General features: G+C 58.6%; 26 protein-coding genes and 1 other RNA gene. 25 read left to right on the plus strand and 2 right to left on the minus strand.

Features of this window, described 5'->3' with window-relative positions:
- The first annotated feature begins 370 nt into the window (after positions 1-370).
- The 8 genes from Q4T40_05020 to Q4T40_05055 all read left to right on the plus strand — a co-directional run bounded on the left by Q4T40_05020 (position 371) and on the right by Q4T40_05055 (position 9769).
- A complete protein-coding gene (locus Q4T40_05020; GenBank protein MDT8900601.1) occupies positions 371-1549 on the plus strand; it encodes an acetyl-CoA C-acetyltransferase in 1179 nt (392 codons plus the stop codon).
- Between the two features lie 47 nt (positions 1550-1596).
- Entirely contained in the window at positions 1597-2337 is a 741-nt protein-coding gene (locus tag Q4T40_05025; protein MDT8900602.1) for a beta-ketoacyl-ACP reductase, read from the plus strand.
- Between the two features lie 297 nt (positions 2338-2634).
- Positions 2635-3189, plus strand: coding sequence for a hydrolase (locus Q4T40_05030; GenBank protein ID MDT8900603.1), 555 nt, complete (start codon positions 2635-2637; stop codon positions 3187-3189).
- Positions 3190-3371: 182 nt separating this feature from the next.
- Entirely contained in the window at positions 3372-5459 is a 2088-nt protein-coding gene (locus Q4T40_05035; GenBank protein ID MDT8900604.1) for a sigma-54-dependent Fis family transcriptional regulator, read from the plus strand.
- A gap of 25 nt (positions 5460-5484) precedes the next feature.
- Positions 5485-5682, plus strand: coding sequence for a hypothetical protein (locus tag Q4T40_05040; GenBank protein MDT8900605.1), 198 nt, complete (start codon positions 5485-5487; stop codon positions 5680-5682).
- 19 nt (positions 5683-5701) lie between these two features.
- Entirely contained in the window at positions 5702-7456 is a 1755-nt protein-coding gene (gene pyk, locus Q4T40_05045) for a pyruvate kinase (GenBank protein ID MDT8900606.1), read from the plus strand.
- A 217-nt stretch (positions 7457-7673) separates the two neighbouring features.
- Positions 7674-9074 carry a hypothetical protein gene (locus Q4T40_05050; GenBank protein ID MDT8900607.1) on the plus strand — a complete coding sequence of 467 codons (1401 nt, stop codon included), beginning with the start codon at positions 7674-7676 and terminating at the stop codon, positions 9072-9074.
- On the plus strand, positions 9071-9769 hold the full coding sequence (locus tag Q4T40_05055; protein ID MDT8900608.1) for a class I SAM-dependent methyltransferase: 699 nt from the start codon (positions 9071-9073) through the stop codon (positions 9767-9769). Before Q4T40_05050 ends, Q4T40_05055 begins: the two co-directional genes overlap by 4 nt.
- A gap of 92 nt (positions 9770-9861) precedes the next feature.
- Here the strand turns inward: Q4T40_05055 and Q4T40_05060 are convergent, their stop codons facing one another.
- On the minus strand, positions 9862-11079 hold the full coding sequence (locus Q4T40_05060) for a tyrosine-type recombinase/integrase (GenBank protein MDT8900609.1): 1218 nt from the start codon (positions 11077-11079) through the stop codon (positions 9862-9864).
- 977 nt (positions 11080-12056) lie between these two features.
- On the minus strand, positions 12057-12212 hold the full coding sequence (locus Q4T40_05065) for a ribbon-helix-helix protein, CopG family (GenBank protein MDT8900610.1): 156 nt from the start codon (positions 12210-12212) through the stop codon (positions 12057-12059).
- A gap of 172 nt (positions 12213-12384) precedes the next feature.
- On the opposite strand from Q4T40_05065, the gene Q4T40_05070 reads away from it, so the two are divergent.
- The 17 genes from Q4T40_05070 to Q4T40_05150 all read left to right on the plus strand — a co-directional run bounded on the left by Q4T40_05070 (position 12385) and on the right by Q4T40_05150 (position 21891).
- On the plus strand, positions 12385-12780 hold the full coding sequence (locus tag Q4T40_05070; GenBank protein MDT8900611.1) for a hypothetical protein: 396 nt from the start codon (positions 12385-12387) through the stop codon (positions 12778-12780).
- Positions 12773-12964 carry a hypothetical protein gene (locus tag Q4T40_05075; GenBank protein MDT8900612.1) on the plus strand — a complete coding sequence of 64 codons (192 nt, stop codon included), beginning with the start codon at positions 12773-12775 and terminating at the stop codon, positions 12962-12964. The genes Q4T40_05070 and Q4T40_05075 overlap by 8 nt, the downstream gene beginning before the upstream one ends.
- 405 nt (positions 12965-13369) lie before the next feature.
- On the plus strand, positions 13370-13855 hold the full coding sequence (locus tag Q4T40_05080) for a hypothetical protein (GenBank protein MDT8900613.1): 486 nt from the start codon (positions 13370-13372) through the stop codon (positions 13853-13855).
- Between the two features lie 14 nt (positions 13856-13869).
- Positions 13870-14139, plus strand: a complete 270-nt coding sequence (locus tag Q4T40_05085; GenBank protein ID MDT8900614.1) for a hypothetical protein — start codon at positions 13870-13872, stop codon at positions 14137-14139.
- A 2-nt stretch (positions 14140-14141) separates the two neighbouring features.
- Positions 14142-14222, plus strand: an RNA gene (locus Q4T40_05090) — hammerhead ribozyme type II.
- A gap of 19 nt (positions 14223-14241) precedes the next feature.
- The gene (locus tag Q4T40_05095; GenBank protein MDT8900615.1) at positions 14242-14547 is read left to right on the plus strand and encodes a hypothetical protein; all 306 of its coding nucleotides are present in this window, start codon (positions 14242-14244) and stop codon (positions 14545-14547) included.
- A 25-nt stretch (positions 14548-14572) separates the two neighbouring features.
- Positions 14573-14800, plus strand: a complete 228-nt coding sequence (locus tag Q4T40_05100) for a hypothetical protein (protein MDT8900616.1) — start codon at positions 14573-14575, stop codon at positions 14798-14800.
- A gap of 88 nt (positions 14801-14888) precedes the next feature.
- Positions 14889-15563, plus strand: coding sequence for a hypothetical protein (locus Q4T40_05105; protein ID MDT8900617.1), 675 nt, complete (start codon positions 14889-14891; stop codon positions 15561-15563).
- 16 nt (positions 15564-15579) lie between these two features.
- A complete protein-coding gene (locus Q4T40_05110; GenBank protein MDT8900618.1) occupies positions 15580-15765 on the plus strand; it encodes a hypothetical protein in 186 nt (61 codons plus the stop codon).
- Positions 15766-15768: 3 nt separating this feature from the next.
- Positions 15769-15924, plus strand: coding sequence for a hypothetical protein (locus Q4T40_05115; GenBank protein MDT8900619.1), 156 nt, complete (start codon positions 15769-15771; stop codon positions 15922-15924).
- 288 nt (positions 15925-16212) lie between these two features.
- Complete coding sequence (locus Q4T40_05120) at positions 16213-18807, plus strand: hypothetical protein (protein MDT8900620.1); 2595 nt, start codon at positions 16213-16215, stop codon at positions 18805-18807.
- Positions 18808-19292: 485 nt separating this feature from the next.
- Positions 19293-19817, plus strand: a complete 525-nt coding sequence (locus tag Q4T40_05125) for a hypothetical protein (GenBank protein MDT8900621.1) — start codon at positions 19293-19295, stop codon at positions 19815-19817.
- A gap of 29 nt (positions 19818-19846) precedes the next feature.
- A complete protein-coding gene (locus tag Q4T40_05130) occupies positions 19847-20059 on the plus strand; it encodes a hypothetical protein (protein ID MDT8900622.1) in 213 nt (70 codons plus the stop codon).
- Between the two features lie 26 nt (positions 20060-20085).
- Positions 20086-20415 carry a hypothetical protein gene (locus Q4T40_05135; protein ID MDT8900623.1) on the plus strand — a complete coding sequence of 110 codons (330 nt, stop codon included), beginning with the start codon at positions 20086-20088 and terminating at the stop codon, positions 20413-20415.
- A gap of 25 nt (positions 20416-20440) precedes the next feature.
- On the plus strand, positions 20441-21079 hold the full coding sequence (locus Q4T40_05140; protein MDT8900624.1) for a hypothetical protein: 639 nt from the start codon (positions 20441-20443) through the stop codon (positions 21077-21079).
- Positions 21080-21556, plus strand: coding sequence for a hypothetical protein (locus Q4T40_05145; protein ID MDT8900625.1), 477 nt, complete (start codon positions 21080-21082; stop codon positions 21554-21556).
- A complete protein-coding gene (locus Q4T40_05150; GenBank protein ID MDT8900626.1) occupies positions 21553-21891 on the plus strand; it encodes a hypothetical protein in 339 nt (112 codons plus the stop codon). The genes Q4T40_05145 and Q4T40_05150 overlap by 4 nt, the downstream gene beginning before the upstream one ends.
- Positions 21892-21899 lie beyond the last annotated feature (8 nt).

The following is a 21899-nucleotide window of genomic DNA, read 5'->3' on the forward strand; positions in this document are numbered from 1 at the left end:
CAACATATAAATACCCAGCAAGACAGAGTGCGCAAAACCCTCTTTTCCCATCACCTCCTTATACAACTTTAAATATCATGATGCAAAATCCGTGCCAATATTCCGAATATATGAAATCAGGCTGCGTACTGCCGCTAAGTCGCCGTTCGGGTACCCAGCCAGGACAAAAAATGTCACACAATATGTACAGAATACTATACACCGTGTCTAACATTGTGCACGGATAACGGCGGCCGGTTCATCCGCGATCGTGGATATCGCCGGCAAAAAGGGGACACCCGCACCTCCATGCCCTTTGGCACAATAATTGCATTTAATATTCACTGCAAGACAAGGCGCAAAGCTAGAAATTAAATCGGAGGGATACTCTATGCGTGAAGTAGTGATCGTCGGGGCTAAGCGTACCCCCATCGGCGACTTCCTCGGAGCGCTCAAAGACGTAAGCGCCGTAGACCTTGGCGTGGCAGCCGTCAACGCCGCTCTGGGCCAGGCTGGCGTCAAACCGGAGCAGATCAACGAACTGGCCTGCGGCATGATCTACAAAGCCGGCGCCAAAGGCAACCCCGGACGCCAGATCCAGCTCAAATGCGGCATGCCTGTGGACGGCTACGCCTATACCGTCGACCAGCAGTGCGGTTCCGGCATGAAAGCCTTCGAACTCGCCAGCCAGTCCATCCTGCTCGGCAAGACGGACATAGCGGTGGCTGTCGGCGTCGAAAGCATGTCCCAGGCTCCCTACCTTTTAAAAGGCGCCCGCACCGGCTATAGGATGGGTCAGGCCGACATCTACGACTCCATGCTCTACGACGGCCTCATCTGCGCCATCATGGGCTACCACATGGGCAACACCGCCGAAAACCTCGCCGAACGCTACGCCGTTACCCGCCAGGAGCAGGACGAACTGGCCGTGATGAGTCACCAGCGGGCCACTAAGGCGATTGCCGCCGGAGTCTTCAAAGACGAAATAGTGCCCGTCACCATAGAGACCCGTAAAGGCCCCGTCACCGTCGACAAGGACGAGCACCCACGGGCCGACGTCTCCCTCGAAAAACTCGCCGCCATGAAGCCCGCCTTCAAAAAAGACGGCACAGTAACCGCCGGCAACGCCTCCGGGGTAAACGACGGCGCGGCCGCCCTCGTCCTCATGACCGCCGAAAAAGCCAAAGAGCTTGGCATCAAGCCGCTCGCCAAACTGCTCGCCACCGCCAACGCCGGCGTAGCCCCCGAAATCATGGGCATCGGCCCGGTATACGCGGTCCCCAAGGCGATCAAATACGCCGGCCTCAAACCCGAAGACATCGGCTACTACGAAATAAACGAAGCCTTCGCCGCCCAATTCCTCGCCGTCAACCGCGAGCTCAAAATACCCTACGACAAAATCAACGCCAACGGCTCCGGAATCGGCCTCGGCCATCCCGTAGGCTGCACCGCGGCGCGAATACTCGTCTCCCTCATCTACGAAATGGGCCGCCGCGGCGACAAGTATGGCGTGGCCTCCCTCTGCGTGGGCGGCGGTCCCGCCATCGCAAGCGTCATCGAAAAACTCTGATCCCGGTAAACGCCGGCCAGGAACATCAAAACTGGGAGGTATCGTCAATGAGAGGTCTCAAAGACAAAGTAGTCCTAATCACCGGCGCCGCGGGCGGCATCGGTAAAGCCACCGCCATTCGCTTCGCCGAAGAAGGCGCAAAAATCGTCGTCGCCGACTTTGCCGACGGGGCCCAAACCGTCGAAGCCGTAAAAGCCCTCGGCAGTCAGGCCGTCTATGTCAAAGTCGACGTCACCAGCACCGAAAGCTGCCAGAACATGGTCGACGCCGCCAAGCAGGCCTTCGGCCGCGTAGACGTGCTCATCAACAACGCCGGCATCACCAAAGACGCCATGATGAAAAAAATGGCCAAAGAAGCCTGGGACGCCGTCATCGGCGTAAACCTCACTGGCGTATTCAACTGCACCTCCGCCGTTCTGCCCACCCTTCTCGAGCAGCAATCCGGCGTCGTCCTCACCACCTCTTCGATCGTCGGTCTCTACGGCAACATGGGGCAGACCAACTACGCCGCCACCAAATGGGGCGTAATCGGCATGACCAAATCCTGGGCCAAGGAAATGGCCAAGAACGGCCTGCGCTTCAACTGCGTCGCCCCGGGCTTCACCGGCACCGAAATGGTCCGCAAAATCCCCGAGCAGGTGCTCCAGGAAAAAATCATCATCAAAATCCCCGCCGGACGTCTGGCCGAACCGGAGGAAATCGCCGCCGCCTTCGCCTTCCTCGCCTCCGATGACGCCAAATACATCAACGGCGCAGTACTCAGCGTTGATGGGGCATGCACCATCTAGCCACCTCGGGCGTGCACCCATTATATAAGTCCCGCGCGTACCTCTCTACGCGCGGGGCTTTTTTATTCCCGGCCGCCCAGCAGCGCCCATCTGCGGCGTTGCTCCTCGCCGGCTTGCTAGCTTACGTTCCGAGTACGCGCGATACTGTTAAACGATCCTGTGCAAACCACATATATAAACATTGTCGCGGAGGAAACGGTGGCGCCAGCCTCCGGTGCGCCTTGCATCTGGGCACTTCTGAACAGCCTCTTCCTATGATACAATATTATCACCAAAACATAGCGGGAGGGAATACCGATGCCTCATCCCCACAAGCTCGACAAAGCCGGCAGCGTCCTCGTCGTCGTCGATGTCCAGGACAAACTGCTCCACGCCATCCACGACTGGCCGTCCGTCCTCGACAACACCGTCAAAATGGTCAAAATCGCCCAAACCCTCGGCGTGCCCGTAATCGTCACCGAGCAATACCCCAAAGGGCTTGGCGCCACCAATGCCGCCCTCGCCGGGCTCTTTCCGGCCTTCGCCCCCCTTGAGAAAACCGTCTTCAGCTGCTTCGGGGCCGCAGGCTTCGCCGCCGCCCTCCAGGACCACGGCGCCAAAACCATCGTTCTCACCGGCATCGAAGCCCATATCTGTGTCCAGCAGACCGCTCTCGAAGCCCTCCACCGCGGTTTCGGCGTCCATGTCGTCGCCGACGCCGTCGGCTCCAGGGCGCCGGCCAACAAAGAGATCGGTCTCGCCAAAATCCGTCAGGCCGGCGGCGTCGTTTCGGCTGTCGAAATTGCCCTGTACGAGTGGTTGGAGAGATCCGACGGAGCGGAGTTCAAAGCAATCCTCCCTCTCATAAAATAAACGGCCGTCGATAAGCGACGACTGCGGGGTTGGTGTGAAGATTTTTTCACCGCCCGTGCAAAAAAATGCCCATCGGGATATACACCCGGTGGCTTTTTTTATTGTCTAAAAAAATGTACAGTGGTTTGCAGGGTTTTCGGAATCCGTGTATAAACAATGCTATAAAGAGAGGTGGTTTCAACATGCGCGTCTCCGACATAATGAACACCAGGGTGTTCACGATCCCCCCCACTACCATTCTTCAGGAAGCGGCGGCGATCTTCGACCGCAATCGCATCGACGGTGCGCTCGTCGTCGACGGCAGCGGCCACCTGATCGGCCTGATAACCAAATCTCACCTCATCAAAGCCCAGGCCAAAAACCAGATGGATCAGCAGGTCGACGCGGTCATGACTACCAGCGTTTTCACCCTGCGCGACACCGTATCCCTAAGCGAGCTCCAGCGGCCCAACCGTGTCTTCAGCTACAGCGTCTTCCCGGTTGTCGACTCGGAAAACCGTCCCATCGGCATCATCAGCCGCACCGACCTCGTCAAATACCTGTCCGAGAAATCCCTCCGCCTCGCCGAAGAAATGCAGGCAGTCCTCAACGCCATCTACAACGGCGTCATCGTCACCGACGCCGAAGGCATCGTCACCATGTTCAACCGCGCCGCCGAAAACCTCACCGGGCAGAACGCCGTCAACGTCATCGGCCGCCTGGTGGACGACGTCATGCCCAACACCGGCCTCCGCCGCGTCCTGGAGCTGGGCGCTCCTGAACTCAACCAGAAACAGAACCTCGGCAACTGCCAAATCCTCACCAACCGTTCCCCCATCCTCAAAAACAACAAAATCGCCGGCGCGGTCGCCATCTTCCAGGACATTACCCAACTATCCGCCGTCGCCGCCGAACTCGAAGAAGTCAAAAGCCTAAAAAGCACCCTCGAATCGGCCCTGGAAAGCTTTTTCGAAAACATCGTCATCGTCGATAAAAAAGGGTACATCAAAATGATGAACTCCTCCTACGGCGACTACCTCGGACTCGACCAGCACGACGTCGTCGGCAAGCATGTCACCGAAGTCATCGACAACACCCGCATGCACATCGTCGCCGCCACCGGCAAGGCCGAAGTCGCCGAAGTCCAGCGCATCAGGGACAAAGACTGCGTCGTCACCCGCATCCCCATCATCAAGGACGGCGAAGTCATCGGCGCCGTCGGCAAAAGCCTCTTCAAAGACCTCAAAGACCTAAAAGCCATGGCCCGCCAAATGAATACCCTCCAGCACCAGCTCGAATACTACAAAGAAGAACTGCGCAAAGTCCAGGGCGGCAAATTCACCTTCGACAGCATCGTCGGCAAGAGCGAAAAGATGGAATGGCTCAAAACCGTCGCCGTCAAGGCGGCCAAAGGCAACTCCACCGTCCTCGTCCTCGGCGAAAGCGGCACCGGCAAAGAACTCTTCGCCCACGCCATCCACAACGCCTCCGGACGCCTGCACGGCCCGCTCATCAAAGTCAACTGCGCCGCCGTCCCCGAAAACCTCCTCGAATCCGAACTCTTCGGCTACGACGAAGGCGCTTTCACCGGCGCCCGCCGCGGCGGCAAACCCGGCAAATTTGAACTTGCCAACGGCGGCTCCATATTCCTCGACGAAATCGGCGACATGACCCTCGCCATGCAGGCCAAACTTCTCAGAGTCCTGCAGGAAAAAGAAATCGAGCGGGTTGGTGGAACCAAGCCCGTCAAAGTCGACGTCAGGGTAATCGCCGCCACCAACCGCGACCTCGAAGGCATGATCGAGCGCGGCGACTTCCGCCAGGACCTCTACTACCGGCTCAACATCATCTCCCTGCAGATTCCGCCCCTTAGGGAGCGCAAAGAAGACATCCCGCTCCTCTCAAGCACCCTCCTCAAGAAAATCAACAACCAAACCCCCCATTGGGTTGAAGGGGTTTCTCCCGAAGCCATGGAAATACTTATGGAATATTCGTGGCCGGGCAACGTGCGGGAGTTGGAAAACATCCTCGAACGCGCCGTCAACCTCATGGACGAAGAAGCCCTCATCACCCCCGACAACCTGCCGCCCGTCCTCAAAAAACAACACAAAAACAAAGACGTCGACGAAGGCGGGAAACATTTAGCAGGAATAATGGGGGATACGGAGAAACAAGCGATATATAGGGCGCTGGAAGCCGCCGGCGGCAACAAGAGCAAAGCCGCGCAGATCCTCGGCATTCACCGGTCGGGATTTTACCAAAAACTCAAAAAGTACGGCCTGAGCGTATAATCTTATTATCCTGGAGGGCGGCATCATGTGGACAGTGGTGTATATCGCAGCCAACCGTGCGCAAGCGGAAGAGATCAGGGGACTGCTCTCGGCCGAAGGCGTGCTCGCCAACATCCGGCCGGCGGGGATCGCCATGCTTGGCGACGGACTCTACGAAGTCATGGTTCTCGAATCCGAAGCCGACGAAGCTCAGGCTGTGTTATGCCAGTTCGCCGCCAGATAGGCAAGGGAGAAAAACCGCAATGCTGAAAAAGACCAAGATCGTCTGCACGGTCGGGCCCAGCACCGACAAGCCCGGGGTATTGCAAGCACTCATAAAGGGCGGCATGGACGTCGCCCGCTTCAATTTCTCCCACGGCAGCCACGACGACCACGCCCGGCGCATCGCCATGGTCCGCGCAGCCGCCGAGGAGTGCCGCGTCCCGGTCGCCCTCATGCTCGACACCAAAGGGCCGGAAATGCGCATCGGCAAAATAGCCGCCGGCAAAGTCACCCTCGAAGCCGGCAGCCAATTCGTCATCACCGCCCGTGAAGTCGCCGGCGACAGCCGGAGCGTATCCGTCAACCACAAAGGGCTGCCTGGGGAAGTCGCCCCCGGCAGCACCATCCTCCTCGCCGACGGTCTCATCAGCCTCCGGGTCGAAAAAATCGACGGCGAAGACATCATCACCACCGTCGAAAACGGCGGGGAAATCAGCAGCAACAAGCGCGTCGCCGCCCCCGGCGCCGCCGTCAACCTGCCGCCCCTGTCCGAACAGGACGTCGCCGACATCATCTTCGGCATTGAACAGGGCATGGACATCGTCGCCGCCTCCTTCGTCCAGCGGGCCGCCGACATCCTTGCCATCCGCAAAGTCATCGAAGAAGCCGGCGCCGCCATGGACATAATCGCCAAAATCGAAAACGCCGAAGGCGTCGACAACATCGATGAAATCCTCAAAGTCTCCGACGGCGTAATGGTCGCCCGCGGCGACCTCGGCGTCGAAATCCCCACCGAAGAAGTCCCCATCGTCCAGAAACTCCTCATCGAAAAATGCAACGTCGCCGGCAAACCGGTCATCACCGCCACCCAGATGCTTGAATCCATGCTCGCCAACCCCCGGCCCACCAGAGCCGAAGCCAGCGACATCGCCAACGCCATCTTCGACGGCAGCGACGCCATCATGCTCAGCGGCGAAACCGCCGCCGGCGCCCACCCCATAGAAGCCCTCCAGACCATGGCCCGCATCGCCGCGCGCACCGAAGCGGCCCTCGACTACAGCGACATCCTTCTTGCCAAGGGCCTCACCGTCCAGCGCACCACCACCGGCGCCATCAGCCACGCCACCGTCCAGGTAGCCCACGAACTCGGCGCCGGCGCCATCATCACCGTCTCCGAAACCGGCTTCACCCCCCGCATGATCGCCCGCTACCGCCCCCAAGCCACCATCGTCGCCGTAACCCCGCGGGCCAAAACCCTGCGGCGCTGTCAGCTCTACTGGGGCGTACACCCCGTCCTCGGCGTCGGCACCCAGAACACCGACGAAATGGTCGCCAACGCCATCGACCTCGCCCTGTCCGCCGGCATCGTCAAAGAAGGCGACCTCGTCGTCATCACCGCCGGCGTACCTGCCGGCACGCGGGGCACCACCAACATGATCCGGGTCGTCATCGTCGGCAACATCCTGCTCCGCGGCACCGGCATCGGTCATCGGGTCGTAACCGGCAAAATCTGCGTCGCCCGCACCCCCCGCGACATAAGCGAAAAATTCGCCCCCGGCGACATCCTCGTCATCAGCAGCGTCGACGAAGAAACCGCCCCCTACGCCGCCAAGGCCGCCGCCATCGTCACCGAAGAAGGCGGCCTCACATCCCACGCCGCCATCGTCGGCATCAGCTACGGCCTGCCAGTCGTCGTCGGCGTCGAAGGCGCCACCGAAAAGCTCGCCGACGGCATCACCGTCACGGTCGACTCGGCGCGGGGCGTCATATACAAAGGCCACATCAACGCCAAATAAAGGCTGCCTAAAAAGTCCATCTGCGGCGCACTCGCAAGGAGCAGGCCGCGACTCTAAGGCGCTGAAGCACCAAGACTCGCGCACTTGCTCCTCGGATGGCCCGCTTGACGTACGCAACCAAGTACGCCGGCGCGGGCCATCCTCCGGTGCGCCTTGCATCTGGAGCTTTTTAGACAGCCTTTGGAATCTAAGCATAAAAATGGGGGAGGGGAGAGGCATGGAAATACTCGCGGCCATCGAGCCTGTCTGGCTTTATGGCGCAGTCGCGGCCGCGGTCGCCCTGCTCCTGCTCGCCGCCTTCCTCTATAACCGTACCCGCGGCATCGCCGGGCGGCAGCGCCGCCTCGCAGACAGAGTAGCCCGCCTCAAACGTGGCCGCTCAAACCCCGAAACCCTCGACCTGCTGCGGCGGCTCTTCTCCCTCGCCCACGCCGCCGTAAGCGCCAAAAACGAACAAGGCGCCTACCAGGCCGTCGACCTCATCAAAACCGTTTACGGACACGGCATAACCCGGCCCGGCGAAGCCGTCCTGCTCGGCGCTTTAGCCGTACGGGCCGTCCGCGCCAGACAGCTCGACACCGCCGCCGCCGTCCTCGACGCCTTCCGGCTGCTCCTGAAACGCCTGCCAACCGAAGAAGTGCCGGACGCCGCCGGACAAATAACCACCATCGCCGCAGTCGCCCTGCGGGAAAAACACAACTTTTTGGCTGCGAAAGCAGCCGAAATTACTTTTTCCCTCCTCGAAAAAACCGGCTGGGAAGACGACCGGGCCGCCCTCCTTGCCGCTTTCAAAGTCTTGGAAACCATCGGCATCCTCGCCCTCCGCCGCCGCGACGGCGACCTCTTCCGCGAAATCGTCACCCGTTTGGACGCCGCCCTGCCCGCCAGCCTCGAAGGCGGACCGGCCGCCGCACTCGGCGCCCTCGTCTGCGCCTGGCTCCACCGCGCAGTCCAGAACAACGACAACGCCACCTTCGCCATCCTGGCCGACTTCACCGCCCGCCGGAGCGCAGGCGGCCTGTGGCCGTCCGCGGACCTTGCCGCCCTTGTCAAAGAATGGCACAAACTTGCCGGCACCGCCAGCCTTCGCCCCCGCAGCACCCTCGCGCCGGCCATCGCCGAAGCCGCCCTGCGCCTCGCCCTCGCCGGCGCCGACCTCAAGCGCTGGGAAGCGTCCGTCGCCGGCGCCGGCCAGACCGCCCGCATGGCCATCCAGCGCCACGGCATCGCCGAAGGCTTTGCCCTCGTCCTGCCCCTCTTCGAAATCGGCCGCGAACTGCTCGCCCTCGAACTCAAATTCGGCGCCCCCGAACACGCCGCCGACTTCCGTCCCCAGGCCCTCTACCTCATCGTGCGCGAAAGCCTAGCCGTCGCCGAATTCGCCGCCCGCCAGGACATGGTCACCACCGTCGGCGACATCCTCGCCGAATTCCTCCGCTGCTGGGCGGGGGCCGACCGGGCCAACCCCAAAGCCGCCAAACGCTTCTGTCAGCTCCTCGCCGCCCACTGGCTGCGGTCCAGGACCCGTCAGGCCAAGCGGTCCGCCATCAGCGACGAACTCGCCCTCCCCGTCCTCCTCACCGACACCGACAAACAAAGGCTGGGATTCCTGCTGTGAACGCCAACTACTTCCAAGAACTCGCCGCCAAATACGACGCCTGGTTCGCCACCCCCCACGGGCGCTACGTCCACCGCTTCGAGCGCGAAGCCGTCCTGGGCCTCGCCGCCCCCGCGCCCGGGATGAACGTAGCCGACATCGGCTGCGGCACCGGCATCTACACCGACGAACTCCTCCAGGCCGGCGCCAGCGTCACCGGCGTCGACATCTCCCCCGAAATGCTCGCCATCGCCGCCGCCCGCACCGCCCGCCACGGCGACGCCGTTTCCTTCCTTCAAGGCGACGCCGCGGCCCTGCCCTTCGCCGCCGTCAGCTTCGACCTGGTCACCAGCATCACCGCCATGGAATTCTTCGCCGACCCTCGCGCCTGCCTCCAGGACATGTACCGCATCGTCAGGCCCGGCGGCCGCCTCGTCGTCGCCACCCTCGGCAGCCAAAGCCCCTGGGCTTGGCAGCGCCGCCTCAAAACCTTCTTCAAAAAAACCGTCTTCCGCCACGCCACCTTCCATAGCATTCAGGACATGCGCGCCTTTTTCGCCCCCCACCCGATAACCGCCTGGCGCGGCACCATCTTCGTCCCCCCCTTCGCCCCCGCCGCCCTCATCCGCCACCCCGACCCCTTCGAACGCTGGTGCCAGCGAAACATACCCTCCTTCGGCGCCTTTTTGGTAGTGCGGGTCGATAAACCCGAATAATCAACCCGGAGCATTACAGCTCCGGGTTTGCCGTTTTTTTGTCCTCCCAGCAAAAACTACAAACAAAAACCCGGAACATCAAGTTCCGGGTCTTACTCTGTCTGACCTGGAGAGTGGGCGTCGTTGCTGGATTCTTCGCTCTGGTTCTCTCTCGTTTTCTCTGGTTCATTGTCACTAATAGGCACTTTGTTGGCACCCAGCCAGGCCCCCATGATGTCCGCAGCCTGCTTGTCGTGCTCTGGTAGCACATGCACGTATAAGTCCAGGGTGGTCTTGATGTTCGCATGGCCCAGGCGCTGCGACACGACCTTTACGTTCACCCCGGAGGCGATCAACTGGGTGGCGTGAGTATGGCGGAGATCGTGAAATCGGTATCCTTCGAGGCTGCATTGAGTCAGCAGGGCCGAAAAGAGCTTGCCTACCCGCGAAGGAGTAAATTCCTCGCCCTTCCCTCGGTGGAAGATCAGGTCGTAATTCGGATTTTTCAACTCGCTCAGGGTCTCTATAATGGACTTGTCCACCGCTATTGTGCGGCGCGAGTCGGCTGTCTTTGGGGAGTCGAGGTGGATACCGCCGGCTACCTCTATTAGGCTATCCTTGACCGTTATTGTGGCCGCCTCTTTGTTGATATGACCCCAGCGCAGCGCCACCAGCTCGCCGCGTCTCATTCCTGTGGCAAGAGCAAGCAGGACCAAGTAGTAAATGTATCGCTCCTGAGTCTTTCGGCCAATTAGGCCCCTTGCGGTCTCCAGCAGGAGCTGACACTCCTCTTTATTTAAGACTCCTATATTCGCCTTCTTGCGAACGACCGTGTGGCACATCTCCGACACATTGCGGCTAACAATGCCCTCGCGGAGTGCTAGGTCGAGGAGGTCGTGAAGGAGAACCCTGTGCTTTGAAACTGTGTTATTGGACAGGCCCTCTGCCAGCTTTCCGCTGAGGTAATCGTTAAGGCGCGCCGTGGTGAGCTTCTGGACCTTCAGTTTCCCCAGGGCGGGCGTCAGGTGCTGCTCGCAGATTCCCTTGTAGCTATCGTAGGAGGACCGCTTAGTTAGCTGCTTTTTGGCTTTTAGCCACCTCTCGATCAGGTCCGCAAGGGTTGTGCTAGAGGACCCCACAAGGGACCCCTTGATCTTATCCGCCTTGAACTCGTTAAGCCTGCGGATTGCCTCCGCCTTTGAGGATGAAGTGAATGTGACGCGCTTTCGGTTTCCACCCGTGTCCCAGCCTGCGTCTACCTGGACCTTAAACTTGCCGTTAGGTAGCTCCTGGAGGGACCCCTCGCCTTTGGGTCTCCGTTGGGTTGCCATAATATACCACCTCTCAGGTGCATCATAGCACATCGACCTTCGTTTCTCAAGAGGAATCTTGACGGTTGTGGCTCGAAGCCTCCCGGTGCTCATCCATTGAGGCGCGACCTTGAGGATTCCTCCTGGTGGAGAGGAGGTGTCCTATGTGGCGGGATGTCCTGCAAATCCTGGTGCTAATCCTGTGGGTGGCCTGGAGGATGTCCTGCCGGTCCCCGTAGGATTACCTGGCGTAGTCAAAAGGTCAAAGTAAAATTTGGCGAAAATTTCCGAGAGGGGACGTTCACGCTTCGCGTTCACTAGCGTTCCCCCGTGGCCCATCCCGAACGTCCGTTCCCTAAGTGATGGCGTCCCTCTGGGAAATACTTTTGTATACCACAAGCGAACCAAGGCCGCCAGGCCAGTGATGGCGCGGCCGCTAGGCTACATAATGACTATTATTGGACGTTGGGAGGGCGGCGGGGACGGCGCGGGGGATGACCTGGAGGGGACAGACGCCCGCTAATTAGTACCTAATATTGGGACCAGGTGCTAAGTTTGGGTTAACGTGCGTTAACTCATCTGTATTAGAGTGTAGAGTAAATTAGACACCTCCAGGACATCCTCTAGTCACCTACTGTCTAACCTTTTGCACACTCTTTCCGCGAGCCTGTGAGAGACCATGCCAGGCGGCAGTCCACAGGATACCCGCGAGGATATACTCCAGGAGCCTGGGGGACTTCCCGAAGGCCACGCAGGCAGCCACGGCCAGGCCAACGCCGAGGACGTACCGAAGAGGCCACGAGGTAATAAAACGGCCCACCGCGACAACCAGGAGTAAAACCAGAAGGCCGTCCGAGAGCATAACGCCAAGGGCACCCGCGAGACTTCCTAAAATGGTCATTACGATTCACCTCCATAATATGGCAATACTTCGACATGGATAGTAAAAGCCCTCCTAATGAGTCCGTAAGGGATTCGCTAGGAGGGCTTTTCGTGTTCTAGCTATTCGATTTCACGTAGTCCGCGAGTAGGCGTCTGATTATCTCAGATGCGTTCACGGCGTCCCGGTCACAGATCGCGGTGAAAGCATCTTTTTCCTCCTGCGGCAGGCGTATCTTGATTTCAGCGTCTTTCGCTGGCTTCTCCTTCGCCATAATGGCCTCCTTCCTGAATATTACTCTTTTAGGATTACTTTACCACATGTGGACACAGAGGGCAAGCCTGAAGATTTTATTTTTTTTTTGCGGGAAAGTGTTGACACAAAGGGGAACAAGTGGTAAAGTGTAATCAAACAGGGAACATGTTCCCACAAAAGGAGGCTAAACAATGACTCTGAAACAGCTTAAGGCGCTAAAAGCCGCCGCCGAAGAATTGCACCACGGTTCTATTGAGTATGCCAGGGCGATGTTCACCTACCATTCAGAGGCCGCAGAGTATTGGGAAGGGCGGTATGGGTCTGTTTATAACGATGACGAGAAGTGTACCGCCAATTGGAACAAACACAACAAGGCAGCCGGCAAGCTCATGGCCGAGATTAAGCGGAGGGAGGCGAAAACCCTGATACCGATTGGCATTGGTCATGTGGTCCGCGCGCTACAACTGGCAGCCTTCGGCCACGCGGAAATTATGGCGATGCGTGAGGCGATGATAACCGGCGACTTCAGTAAAATCGACTTCGGCGAAGATTGCTTCTATAAGAAGGAGGATGCGGCCAATGGCTAAGATGCGGGCAGCAGTAGACGACTATTCGGTGTGGGTCTACATTGACGAATACCGCTGGGTCTCCTTCGGTCGCCTAGGGAAAGCCGGTCTGTACTGTGGCTGTGTGCTGAGTGAAGCGTCCTGCGGAGTGTTCAAGGACGAGGCGCGACGGGTTGCGGAGCAAGCACTAGAGGGGAGGGAATAGCATGTCGAAACTTAGCGCCATCCGTAAGGGATTCCGCAGGGTCCGCCTGGTATACCGCAAGTCCGGGCAAATCATCTATCAATGGTAGGAGGGAAGGAAGATGGCAAACCTTGGGTCTTTAATTACGAAGTCGTGGGCACCAAGTACGAGAACGGCACGGTTGAAGCTGCAACGGGCAAAGAGGCGGCGGCTCAGGTCCTGAAGGAGGAGGTTGTTTACGCGGGCGGCGGCTGGGAAAGTCGAGTTCTGTTCGAGGGCGTAGGGAGCAAACGACGGGTAGTCTTACGGGAAAGGCGCGCAGCAGATTAGTCGAAACCTAGCGGGGTCCTATAGACTCCGCGAAGGTCCGCCAAGGGTTGACCGCCTGGCGCTGAGGAGACAGGTCGAGCGAAAGGATGGGGAGGCATGTATAGAGGCAAGAAAGTACCCGGCCGAAAGGAGTACGTGTATGCCGAGGGGCGACTAACCAAGATCGGAGACCAAACGCCGTACTTCTCGATAACTGGCGAGGTTTACCCGACCAAGGCAGACGGAACACGGGACAGAAGGCGCAGTATGATTGCCTGCGGTTGCATCCATGAGACCATCCTGAAAGCGTGGCCGGACCTGGCGGACCTCGTAGCCCTCCACCTTTCGGACATTGATGGGCAGCCGATGCACGCCATAGAAAACGGATGGTACTGGAACGGCGGGACGAAATGGCAAGCGTACAAGCGGGAGACCTTAGCGGCACACCTCCGGGTGAGCGAAGAGGAGGCCGACCGGGTACACGAGACCTGTACCACTAAGGAGCAATTTGCGGCCTATGTGGAAGCCCAGCGGCCCAGATGGAAGGCCGAGGCTGAGGCGGCAATCGCCAAGTATGACCTAAAGATCAAAGTGAGTAGATAGGGAGGAGCGGTAAAATGAAAATTCGCCAAGTAGGAGCCAACATGACCGAGGTACACATACCCGGAGCCACCATCCTCTTCAGCTATGAAACGCCAGTAGCCGCGCAGGTGTTTGAGAAAACAGGCGTTAGATACTACAGGACCGAAAAGCGTGGGTCTACCACAACCTCCAAGCATATCGGGAAATGGCTGGATGGTTGTAAGTTCACCGAGAAGCCGCAAGAGTTCTTTGAGCACCTAGTACAGGTAAAGCCGATGGATGGCCTGATTCCGGCTTACGTGTAGCGCGTCGAAACCTCCTAGACTCTTTCCGTGGGTCTGGAGGTCTACCGAGGGATGGCCTCCCGGTACTGAGGAGACAGGCCGAACGACGAAAAGGAGGATAACATGGAAAACCTCGAAAACACCGCCACCGAAACCCCTTGCCATTTCTACGCAGCCACCTGTATGAACTGGGCAACGGCCCCGACTCGGCAGGAAGCCATTGCCAAGGTAGCCAAGGTCGCCGGCCCTGCTTTTATCCGGGAGCAAGTCAAGCATTGTGGCGGCCTGTATGTGGGTACGGTGAAAGTCCTATTGTCTGAAGATGCTGACTATGAAATCCGCCTTTTCCAGCCGGTCGGCGTCCCGATGGAGGACGCGAAGGAATACCGGATAGTGGACGCCAGGGGCTATGTAGTCCCTCTAGACTAGTAACCAAAAGGAGGAGGACGAGATTATGGCCGTACACAGTTCCTTTCACTGGCGGAGGCAGGAGGACGCTCCCTCTCTTACCGTCAGCTTAAACCGGGACAGCGCCGGCAGGGACTATTATTCTGTGACGGTTGAAAATTACACAGAAGACGGCGCAGACAGCGCAACCTTTTACTTGCGGCCGGAGCAATACGAGGCGTTCCGGGATAACGTCCACGCCGTAGAGATCGAAGACCACCGGAACGAGCGTTAGGTCCAGCTAGGGACCGTTAGGGACTCCTTAGCGGTCCTCATGGTAGACCTAAATAAGCCCGTGTATATTCGAGAGGAGGCAAAGCATCGTGAACGTGATCGAGACCTATAAGAACGACAGGTATTGTCTGAAGGTCATCCAAGACGAAACCCCGGCGAACCCGCGCGAAGACTTCGACAACCTTGGGACGATGATCGGATTCTCGCGGGACTACGTGATGGGAGACAAGCACAATTACTACAGCTATCGCCATTTCCTGGAGTGCATGGCAGCCGAGTATGGCTTCAAGGGCTGGGCAGAGAACGCGAGCGACAGAACCCTGGCCAGCTTTCTTGAGCGGCACCTTATTATTCTACCCTATTACCTCTACGCGCGAGATGGCCTTGCAATTGCTAACGGCTGGGACTATGACCGGGACGGCTTTCTGCGTGCTGACGGCTTCCTGTACGTGTCCAAGCAGGCCGTCCGGGAAGAGTGGAAAGTCAAGCGGATAAGCCCCGCCCTTCGAGCGCAAGTCCTGCGCGTCCTAAAGGTCGAATTTGAGACCTACGAGCAGTACCGCCAGGGCGAGGTCTACGGCTTCATCCTCCACGAGCTAAAGGCGCGGGACTGCCTAGCGTGTGGCGGGGAAGCAGGCTGTGAGGTCTGCCCGGAGGTCGAAGACGAGGAAATCGACTCCTGCTGGGGATTCTACGGGGACGACCCGAAGGTTAACGGTATGATGGACCACTTGCCGGAAGCCGCTCGCGGTCTACTGGGATAGAGAGGAGGGAAGGTCTATGTCCATTCACAAGGTCTATGCTACCATGACCGGACGCGAACAGGCGGCAGTCGATGAGGCGTTCCGTGCAGCCGCCAGGACTCTTCGCGCGCATGGCCTGCCGGCCACAGGTGATGACCGGGCGGAAATTCTGGTCGAGGCAATCGCTGTCTACGCGGAAGAGTCGAAGAAGGCAGGGCGCTAGATCATGGACGAGGAGAAAATTTACGCCATCCAGCGGACGCAGGGCGGGGCCGTCAAGGTTGCCTACAGGAGACTTTCAGACGCCGCCCTCCACATGAACTGGGTGAACAAGCGCGCAGGCAGGCGCAGCGTGCGGATCGTCCCGGTGACTCTCAAATAGGACAAAAGTCCCAAAAAGTATGACTTTTGGTAGATGTTTGCAGGGCTAGAAAAGTAAGACAATTTAGACAGAACTAAATACTAGCAATTTCACGGGTTTATATACGCTGTTATTGTCCAGGTAAGTCCGTCTATCCGATAGGCTGACAACTGAACTCCCTACTCAGCACATAACCTGGGATGCTTTCCGTTTATTTCCAGCCGGTCCCTTGCTATGGGGCCGGTATTCTTTTTGCGCTTTTGAATGTCGATTTTTGCCATAAATGGTAATAATAAGGAGGCAAAGTGCATGACACAGAACCAACGCGGACCCGAGGAAATCTATGGAGACCTCTTCACGGAACAGCTACGGCTCGAAGATCACTACAGGGAACTAGCCAAGGCCGCCGCGCAACACGTGATCGACTCCGCCAAGGCCGAAATGGCCGCGAGTCAGACAGGTGTAGGCCGGAAGCTAGTCAGTTATGGCTTCGAGGACGCCCTAGCAAACGTCAAGACGTGGCTCCACGAGACGCTCCGACCTAAGCGAGGCACTAAGCCGGGTTACATCACGATCCTGAAGAAGCTCCGGGACACCTATGAGCACCGCGAGGAGGAACTCCTGGGTCTCCTCACCGTTGTCCCGCTGTCGGCCCTCATCAACCACATCGCCCGCGATTCGATCATCCTCTCGGACCTGGCGCACATCGTAGCCGGTGAAATCCAAGCCGAGGCGCGCATGGAAGCATTTATCAAGAGTATCCCCGAACGGAAAGTCGAGGTCCTCCTAAAAGGCATGGCCGAGCGGGCCGATAGTTACTACAAGGCGTATTACGCCCGCCGCACGATGAAGCTAGAGAACTTCGAGTGGTCCCGGTGGGACCCGAAGGACGCCGCCCACATGGCCTTCCAACTTCTGGAGCTAGTGATCGACGGGTCGGGCTTCTTCGAGCGACACGTCCCCAAGAGCGCCCGAGGCGATGAGCAGCTCGTGGCCGTCCCCACAGATTGGCTCCTCAAGACCTGGCAGCGAAACGAGGCGCGGCTCCTTGAGAATGTCTACAGGAATTGCCCGATGGTCATCCCTCCGAAACCTTGGGAGGGCCTGAAAGACGGGGGCTACTACGGGACCCTTAACGGCCGCCACTCGCTGCTCAGGAGCGACTCCTTGCGCTACGGAGGGACTCCGAACGCATTTACCAAGGCGTACCTTGAACGGCTCGAAGAGGTTGACCTGTCGGCGATCAAGCAGGCCGTCAACGCCATCCAGGAGACCCCCTGGGCCATCAACAAGGAAGTCCTGGCCGTGGTCGAGGAGATTGCCCAGCGAGGGGGCGAGATCGGGGATATCCCGCGTATGGACAAGCTCCCGCAGCTCCCGGAGCTAACCGGGGACTTCACCGAGGAACAACTCAAGGAGCACCGGAAGAAAAAGTGGGAGATATACAAGAAAGACATAACCAGGGCCACCCTGGCCGCCCGCACCTTAGCGAACCTCAAGACGGCGAGAGCCTTCGCTAAATATGACCACATCTATTTCCCTCATAATATGGACTTTCGGGGCCGGGTCTATCCGATTCCCTCCTTCGGTCCGCAGGGCGACGATGTGACGCGAGGTCTGCTCCTCTTCGCCGATCCCCCAGCCTGCAATTCAATGGAAGACATTGAGTGGCTCATGGTCCACGGGGCGAACCTGGCAGGGATCGACAAGGTGTCCTTCGAGGATCGCAAACAGTGGGTCCGGGATAACGAGAAGCATATCCTTGCGAGCGCCGAGGACCCTCTAGGATACCTCTGGTGGGCCGAGCAAGATGACAGCTCCATTCAATTTCTGGCGTTCTGCCTGGAGTGGGCGAAGTGGAAAGCATGGGAAAAAGCGCACGGAACTCCCGATGGCTTCGTGACTGGGATTCCTGTGGCGTTCGATGGCACGTGCTCCGGGCTTCAGCACTATAGCGCCCTCCTCCGGGACCCCGTGGGTGGCGCGGCCGTAAATCTCGTCCCCGACGATCACCCGCACGATATCTATCAAGAGGTGGCCGATAAGGTTATCGAGCTACTGAAGCGGGACGCCATCCACGGAACTATCGACGAACCGAAGACGGCCCAGGACGGGACTCCCTACATTAAATATGGCACAAAAAGTCTGTCTCAACAGTGGCTCGCCTACGGGGTTACTCGCAAGGTCACGAAGAGGTCCGTCATGACGCTTCCCTACGGCAGCCGGGAGTATGGCTTCCGGGACCAGATTCTGGAGGACACCATTAAGGAAGCCCTTAAGGACGGCCGGGGCGGGATGTTCGTGGCTCCCGCTCAGGCGGCCGGCTACATGGCCCGCCTCATCTGGGAGGTCGTCCAGCAGGTGGTCGTCAAGGCGGTTCACGGGATGAACTATCTCCAAAAGCTCGCCCGGATGGTCTGCAAGCGGGGTCAAGTGATTACCTGGACGACACCTATGGGCCTTCCGGTGCAGCAGGCGTACATGGAGGAGAAGACGCAGGAAATTCGGCTCCGGCTTCACGGTGCAATCAGGCGGAGACTCTTTGCCACACAGGCGACCGGCAACATCAAGAAAACCGAGCAAGTCTCCGGGATAGCTCCTAACTTCATCCACTCCCTGGACGCCGCCCACCTCCAGCTCACGGTCCTAAACGCCAACGAGAAGGGCATCAAGCACTTCGCGCTCATCCACGACTCCTACGGGGCACCTGTGGCACAGGCAGGGGAGATGTTCCAGACCGTCCGTGAGGCGTTCCTCCAGCTCTACACTGAGCATGACCCGCTCGGCACCTTCACGAGTGAGATGGGCATCTATCTCGAAGAGGCAGACGAACTTCCTCCGCTTCCCCGGCAGGGCAAGCTGAAAATTGAGGAGGTCCTAGAGAGCCTTTACATGTTCGCCTAGTTTACCATAAACAACTGTCCCACGTATTAGAGCAAGAAGGCGCTCGTAAGGGCGTCTTTTTGTTATCTGGAAGGAGGAGTGACAGGATGGATCGGAGGGACTGCACCACATGCCTGTACGCGAAGAGAGCAGGAGGGGAGGAGCCGTGTAAAACCTGTTCTTACCTGTCCGGGCGCAACGCGGCGAACCTGCCATATTCCAAGTGGGAGCCGAAGACAGCCCCGGACTGCTCCACTTGTCAGCACCGCCTGAATCGGGCGGGCAAAAAGGTTAAAGAGTATGGGCCTTGTATATACTGCGCTTTGACCTTCGCGGGCCGGAAACGCGAGCGGCCTATGTGGACGCCAATCCAGGCCGCCTCCGGTAAGACAGCCCGCGATAGCGAGCTAGCGGAGATGATGCGGTATTATAAAGATTTGGGGGTGTGCCTACAAGAGGCAATCCTCAAGCCGGTTCCTCCAGTCAATGTCCCTCAGAGACCCCTTGTGGTTAACCTCTTCGGAGGCGCGGGGGCCGGTAAGTCCACCACCAGGGCTGGCGTTTTCCATCGGCTCAAGCTGGCTGGCATCGTCTGCGAGGAAGCCTTCGAGTGGATCAAGTACAAGGTCTACGAGGGCAACACCTACGCGCCGACCGATCAGCTCTACATCCTGGCGAAGCAGCGGAAGACCCTGCGGGAGATTGGGGATCAGGTCCAGGTTATCATAACCGATTCGCCTATCCTCCTCTCGGCCATCTATGACGCGGAGAAAAACCCGCTGTTCCAGCAGCTCGTCCTCCAGGAGTTCAAGAAGTTCAACAACCTCAATTTCGTGGTCGAGCGTGTGAAGCCTTTTTCGGCGGTCGGCCGCTACGGAGACGAAGAGGACGCGCAGAAATACGACCAGAAAATCGAGCAATATCTGCACGACAACGGGCTACTACACGCCCACGTCGCTGGAGACGAGAAGGCGGCAGAGGTCATCGCGGCGATCACGAGGCGCAAGCTCGAAGGACGGTGGCCGGTGTGAGCGGGCAGGCGTCCATAGTCGCCCAGATCATGGATGCCGTTTATAGGGCGCGCTGGGAGAGGCGCGGCCAGCATCCCGCCTTCATCGTGTTGGGTTATAGGCAGACCCTCGCCCTACGCGCTGACCTGGAAGCCGCCATGGTACTGCGCGTCTCGCAAGCCCCGGAAGAGAACGACAGAATCAACGGCATCGAAATCCTCTACTCCCGCAAGGAGAGTGAGCTTCGAGTCGTTTTCAGTTAATCAGCATCAACGGAGAGAGGAGGTGTATGCACTTGGCAAAAGCCTCCGTCAAGGCCACCAAAGGAATCCTCAACTCTCCTGCGGACTTCTTCATCGGGTCCTTCCGACTCGCTCAGGGTTCCCAGGAGATCAAGATCACAGAGCCGCTGGACATCCCGGAGGGCGGCGTGGCGATCCTGCGTCTCGTCCCATTCCTGGCGAAGAAGTCAAATCTGCGGCTCGTTAATGAAGTGATTCCGGCCGGCGAGAAGCCCGTGCTCTACATCGACAACGTGGGTGTGGACGCCTATCGTATCACGAAGGGCACCCCGCTGGTCGAATACTTCATCGTAGCCGGCACCCCCGAAAAACAGTAAGCGGAGAGATCGAGGAAGATCATAAGTGGCAAAACAGTGGAAACAAATGGTATCCCCCGTAGGGGAAGCCTACTGGGCGCGCCTGCGCCGTGAGGAGGAGTACAAGGGTAAGCCGACCGGGCGATTCTCTATCTCCCTCAAGCTGCCCCTTGAGGCAACCCAGCAGCTCCTCAAAGAGCTGGAGGCCGAGTACGATGTGCTCAAGAAGACCTCCAGTGTATTCCAGGGGCAGAAGCCCGCGAAAGGCTCTACGCCCAACTTCGGGACCAAAGAGGATTCGAACGGCGACATCGTGTTCAAGTTCTCGACCAAGAGCACCTTCGAGAGCAAGAAGACCGGGGAAACCTTCAAGAAGACCATCCCCATCTTCTCGGCCAGCGGGAAAGCCCTGGAGCTGGCGAACGAGATCGGCAACGGGTCGCGAGTCCGCGTGTCCTTCAGCGTTGCGCCGAAGTTCAAAGACAGTAAGACCTACGGCCTTCAGCTTTTCCTGGACGCCGTGAAGGTCATCCAGCTCGTGGAGTACAAGGCTGGCGGCCTCCAGGAGGAAGCCTTTGGCTTTGAGCCGGAAGACGGTTACGAGCCGGATCAGGAGAGTGGTTTCTGTGAAGAAGACTCGGTAGACGAAACCGAAGACGGTGGGGCTGAAGAGACGGATTTCTAATTGACCACTAAGCGCGTCTTTTCGCGCTATGGAGGATACCACGAGGCCGTTGCAGACGAGTTCCGCAGCGGCCTTGAGGCTTCCATCGCGCGTCAACTTCAGAAGGCGGGAGTTCCCATCATTTACGAGGCGTACTCCCTGCGCTACACGATTCCGGCGGCCGGACACATTTACACGCCCGACTTCATTCTGCCGAATGGCATCATCATCGAGGGTAAGGGGCTGTTCGAGGCGTCCGACCGGAAGAAGCACCTTTACATCAAGGAACAGTGGCCCGAGCTTGACATCAGGTTCATCTTTAGCAATCCGAACACGCGCCTCACGAAGCAGAGCAAGACCTCCTACGCGATGTGGTGCGAAAAGTACGGGTTCCTCTACGCCAAGCTGACGATCCCCGAGGATTGGTTTAAGGAGAAGCCGAAGACGGCCGAGGGCCTTATCAAGAAAAAGAAGAAAGGCGAGAAAGGAGACAAATGAAGTTCAGGGTTCGGGAAGCAACAGACTTCCTCTATCTGGTTTTTGCGGATATTGGGGGTCTGTCTGCGGCTGAACTACATCGGAACGCGAGGAGGGCTGCGAAGTTCGGAATCGACTATCACTATGTAGTTCAAAGGAATGGCCTGGTTGAGGCTGGAAGGGACCCCGCAGCGGTCGCTGGGGGAGACCTGGAAAACAACAAGACCGCAGTATACGTGCTGGTCGATGGCGGCCCGAAGGGGAAGCCCACGGACGCCCAACAGGTGGGCCTGAAGAAGCTCCTTGAGGAACTCCAGAAGGCACATCCCCAGGCCAAGCTCAAAAAGGTAAGATAAGCGAGAAA

It is taken from the genome of Selenomonadales bacterium 4137-cl (genome assembly GCA_032334055.1).
Lineage (GTDB): Bacteria > Bacillota > Negativicutes > Sporomusales > UBA7701 > Anaeroselena > Anaeroselena agilis.

Coding starts and splice junctions, on each gene's coding strand:
- Q4T40_05085 (MDT8900614.1), top strand. CDS start 13,870: ATGAAAATTCGCCAAGTAGGAGCCAACATGACCGAGGTACACATACCC.
- Q4T40_05075 (MDT8900612.1), top strand. CDS start 12,773: ATGGCTAAGATGCGGGCAGCAGTAGACGACTATTCGGTGTGGGTCTAC.
- pyk (MDT8900606.1), top strand. CDS start 5,702: ATGCTGAAAAAGACCAAGATCGTCTGCACGGTCGGGCCCAGCACCGAC.
- Q4T40_05040 (MDT8900605.1), top strand. CDS start 5,485: ATGTGGACAGTGGTGTATATCGCAGCCAACCGTGCGCAAGCGGAAGAG.
- Q4T40_05035 (MDT8900604.1), top strand. CDS start 3,372: ATGCGCGTCTCCGACATAATGAACACCAGGGTGTTCACGATCCCCCCC.
- Q4T40_05065 (MDT8900610.1), bottom strand. CDS start 12,212: ATGGCGAAGGAGAAGCCAGCGAAAGACGCTGAAATCAAGATACGCCTG.
- Q4T40_05080 (MDT8900613.1), top strand. CDS start 13,370: ATGTATAGAGGCAAGAAAGTACCCGGCCGAAAGGAGTACGTGTATGCC.
- Q4T40_05095 (MDT8900615.1), top strand. CDS start 14,242: ATGGAAAACCTCGAAAACACCGCCACCGAAACCCCTTGCCATTTCTAC.
- Q4T40_05135 (MDT8900623.1), top strand. CDS start 20,086: ATGCACTTGGCAAAAGCCTCCGTCAAGGCCACCAAAGGAATCCTCAAC.
- Q4T40_05025 (MDT8900602.1), top strand. CDS start 1,597: ATGAGAGGTCTCAAAGACAAAGTAGTCCTAATCACCGGCGCCGCGGGC.
- Q4T40_05020 (MDT8900601.1), top strand. CDS start 371: ATGCGTGAAGTAGTGATCGTCGGGGCTAAGCGTACCCCCATCGGCGAC.
- Q4T40_05060 (MDT8900609.1), bottom strand. CDS start 11,079: ATGGCAACCCAACGGAGACCCAAAGGCGAGGGGTCCCTCCAGGAGCTA.
- Q4T40_05100 (MDT8900616.1), top strand. CDS start 14,573: ATGGCCGTACACAGTTCCTTTCACTGGCGGAGGCAGGAGGACGCTCCC.
- Q4T40_05150 (MDT8900626.1), top strand. CDS start 21,553: ATGAAGTTCAGGGTTCGGGAAGCAACAGACTTCCTCTATCTGGTTTTT.
- Q4T40_05030 (MDT8900603.1), top strand. CDS start 2,635: ATGCCTCATCCCCACAAGCTCGACAAAGCCGGCAGCGTCCTCGTCGTC.
- Q4T40_05110 (MDT8900618.1), top strand. CDS start 15,580: ATGTCCATTCACAAGGTCTATGCTACCATGACCGGACGCGAACAGGCG.
- Q4T40_05120 (MDT8900620.1), top strand. CDS start 16,213: ATGACACAGAACCAACGCGGACCCGAGGAAATCTATGGAGACCTCTTC.
- Q4T40_05070 (MDT8900611.1), top strand. CDS start 12,385: ATGACTCTGAAACAGCTTAAGGCGCTAAAAGCCGCCGCCGAAGAATTG.
- Q4T40_05130 (MDT8900622.1), top strand. CDS start 19,847: ATGGATGCCGTTTATAGGGCGCGCTGGGAGAGGCGCGGCCAGCATCCC.
- Q4T40_05115 (MDT8900619.1), top strand. CDS start 15,769: ATGGACGAGGAGAAAATTTACGCCATCCAGCGGACGCAGGGCGGGGCC.
- Q4T40_05050 (MDT8900607.1), top strand. CDS start 7,674: ATGGAAATACTCGCGGCCATCGAGCCTGTCTGGCTTTATGGCGCAGTC.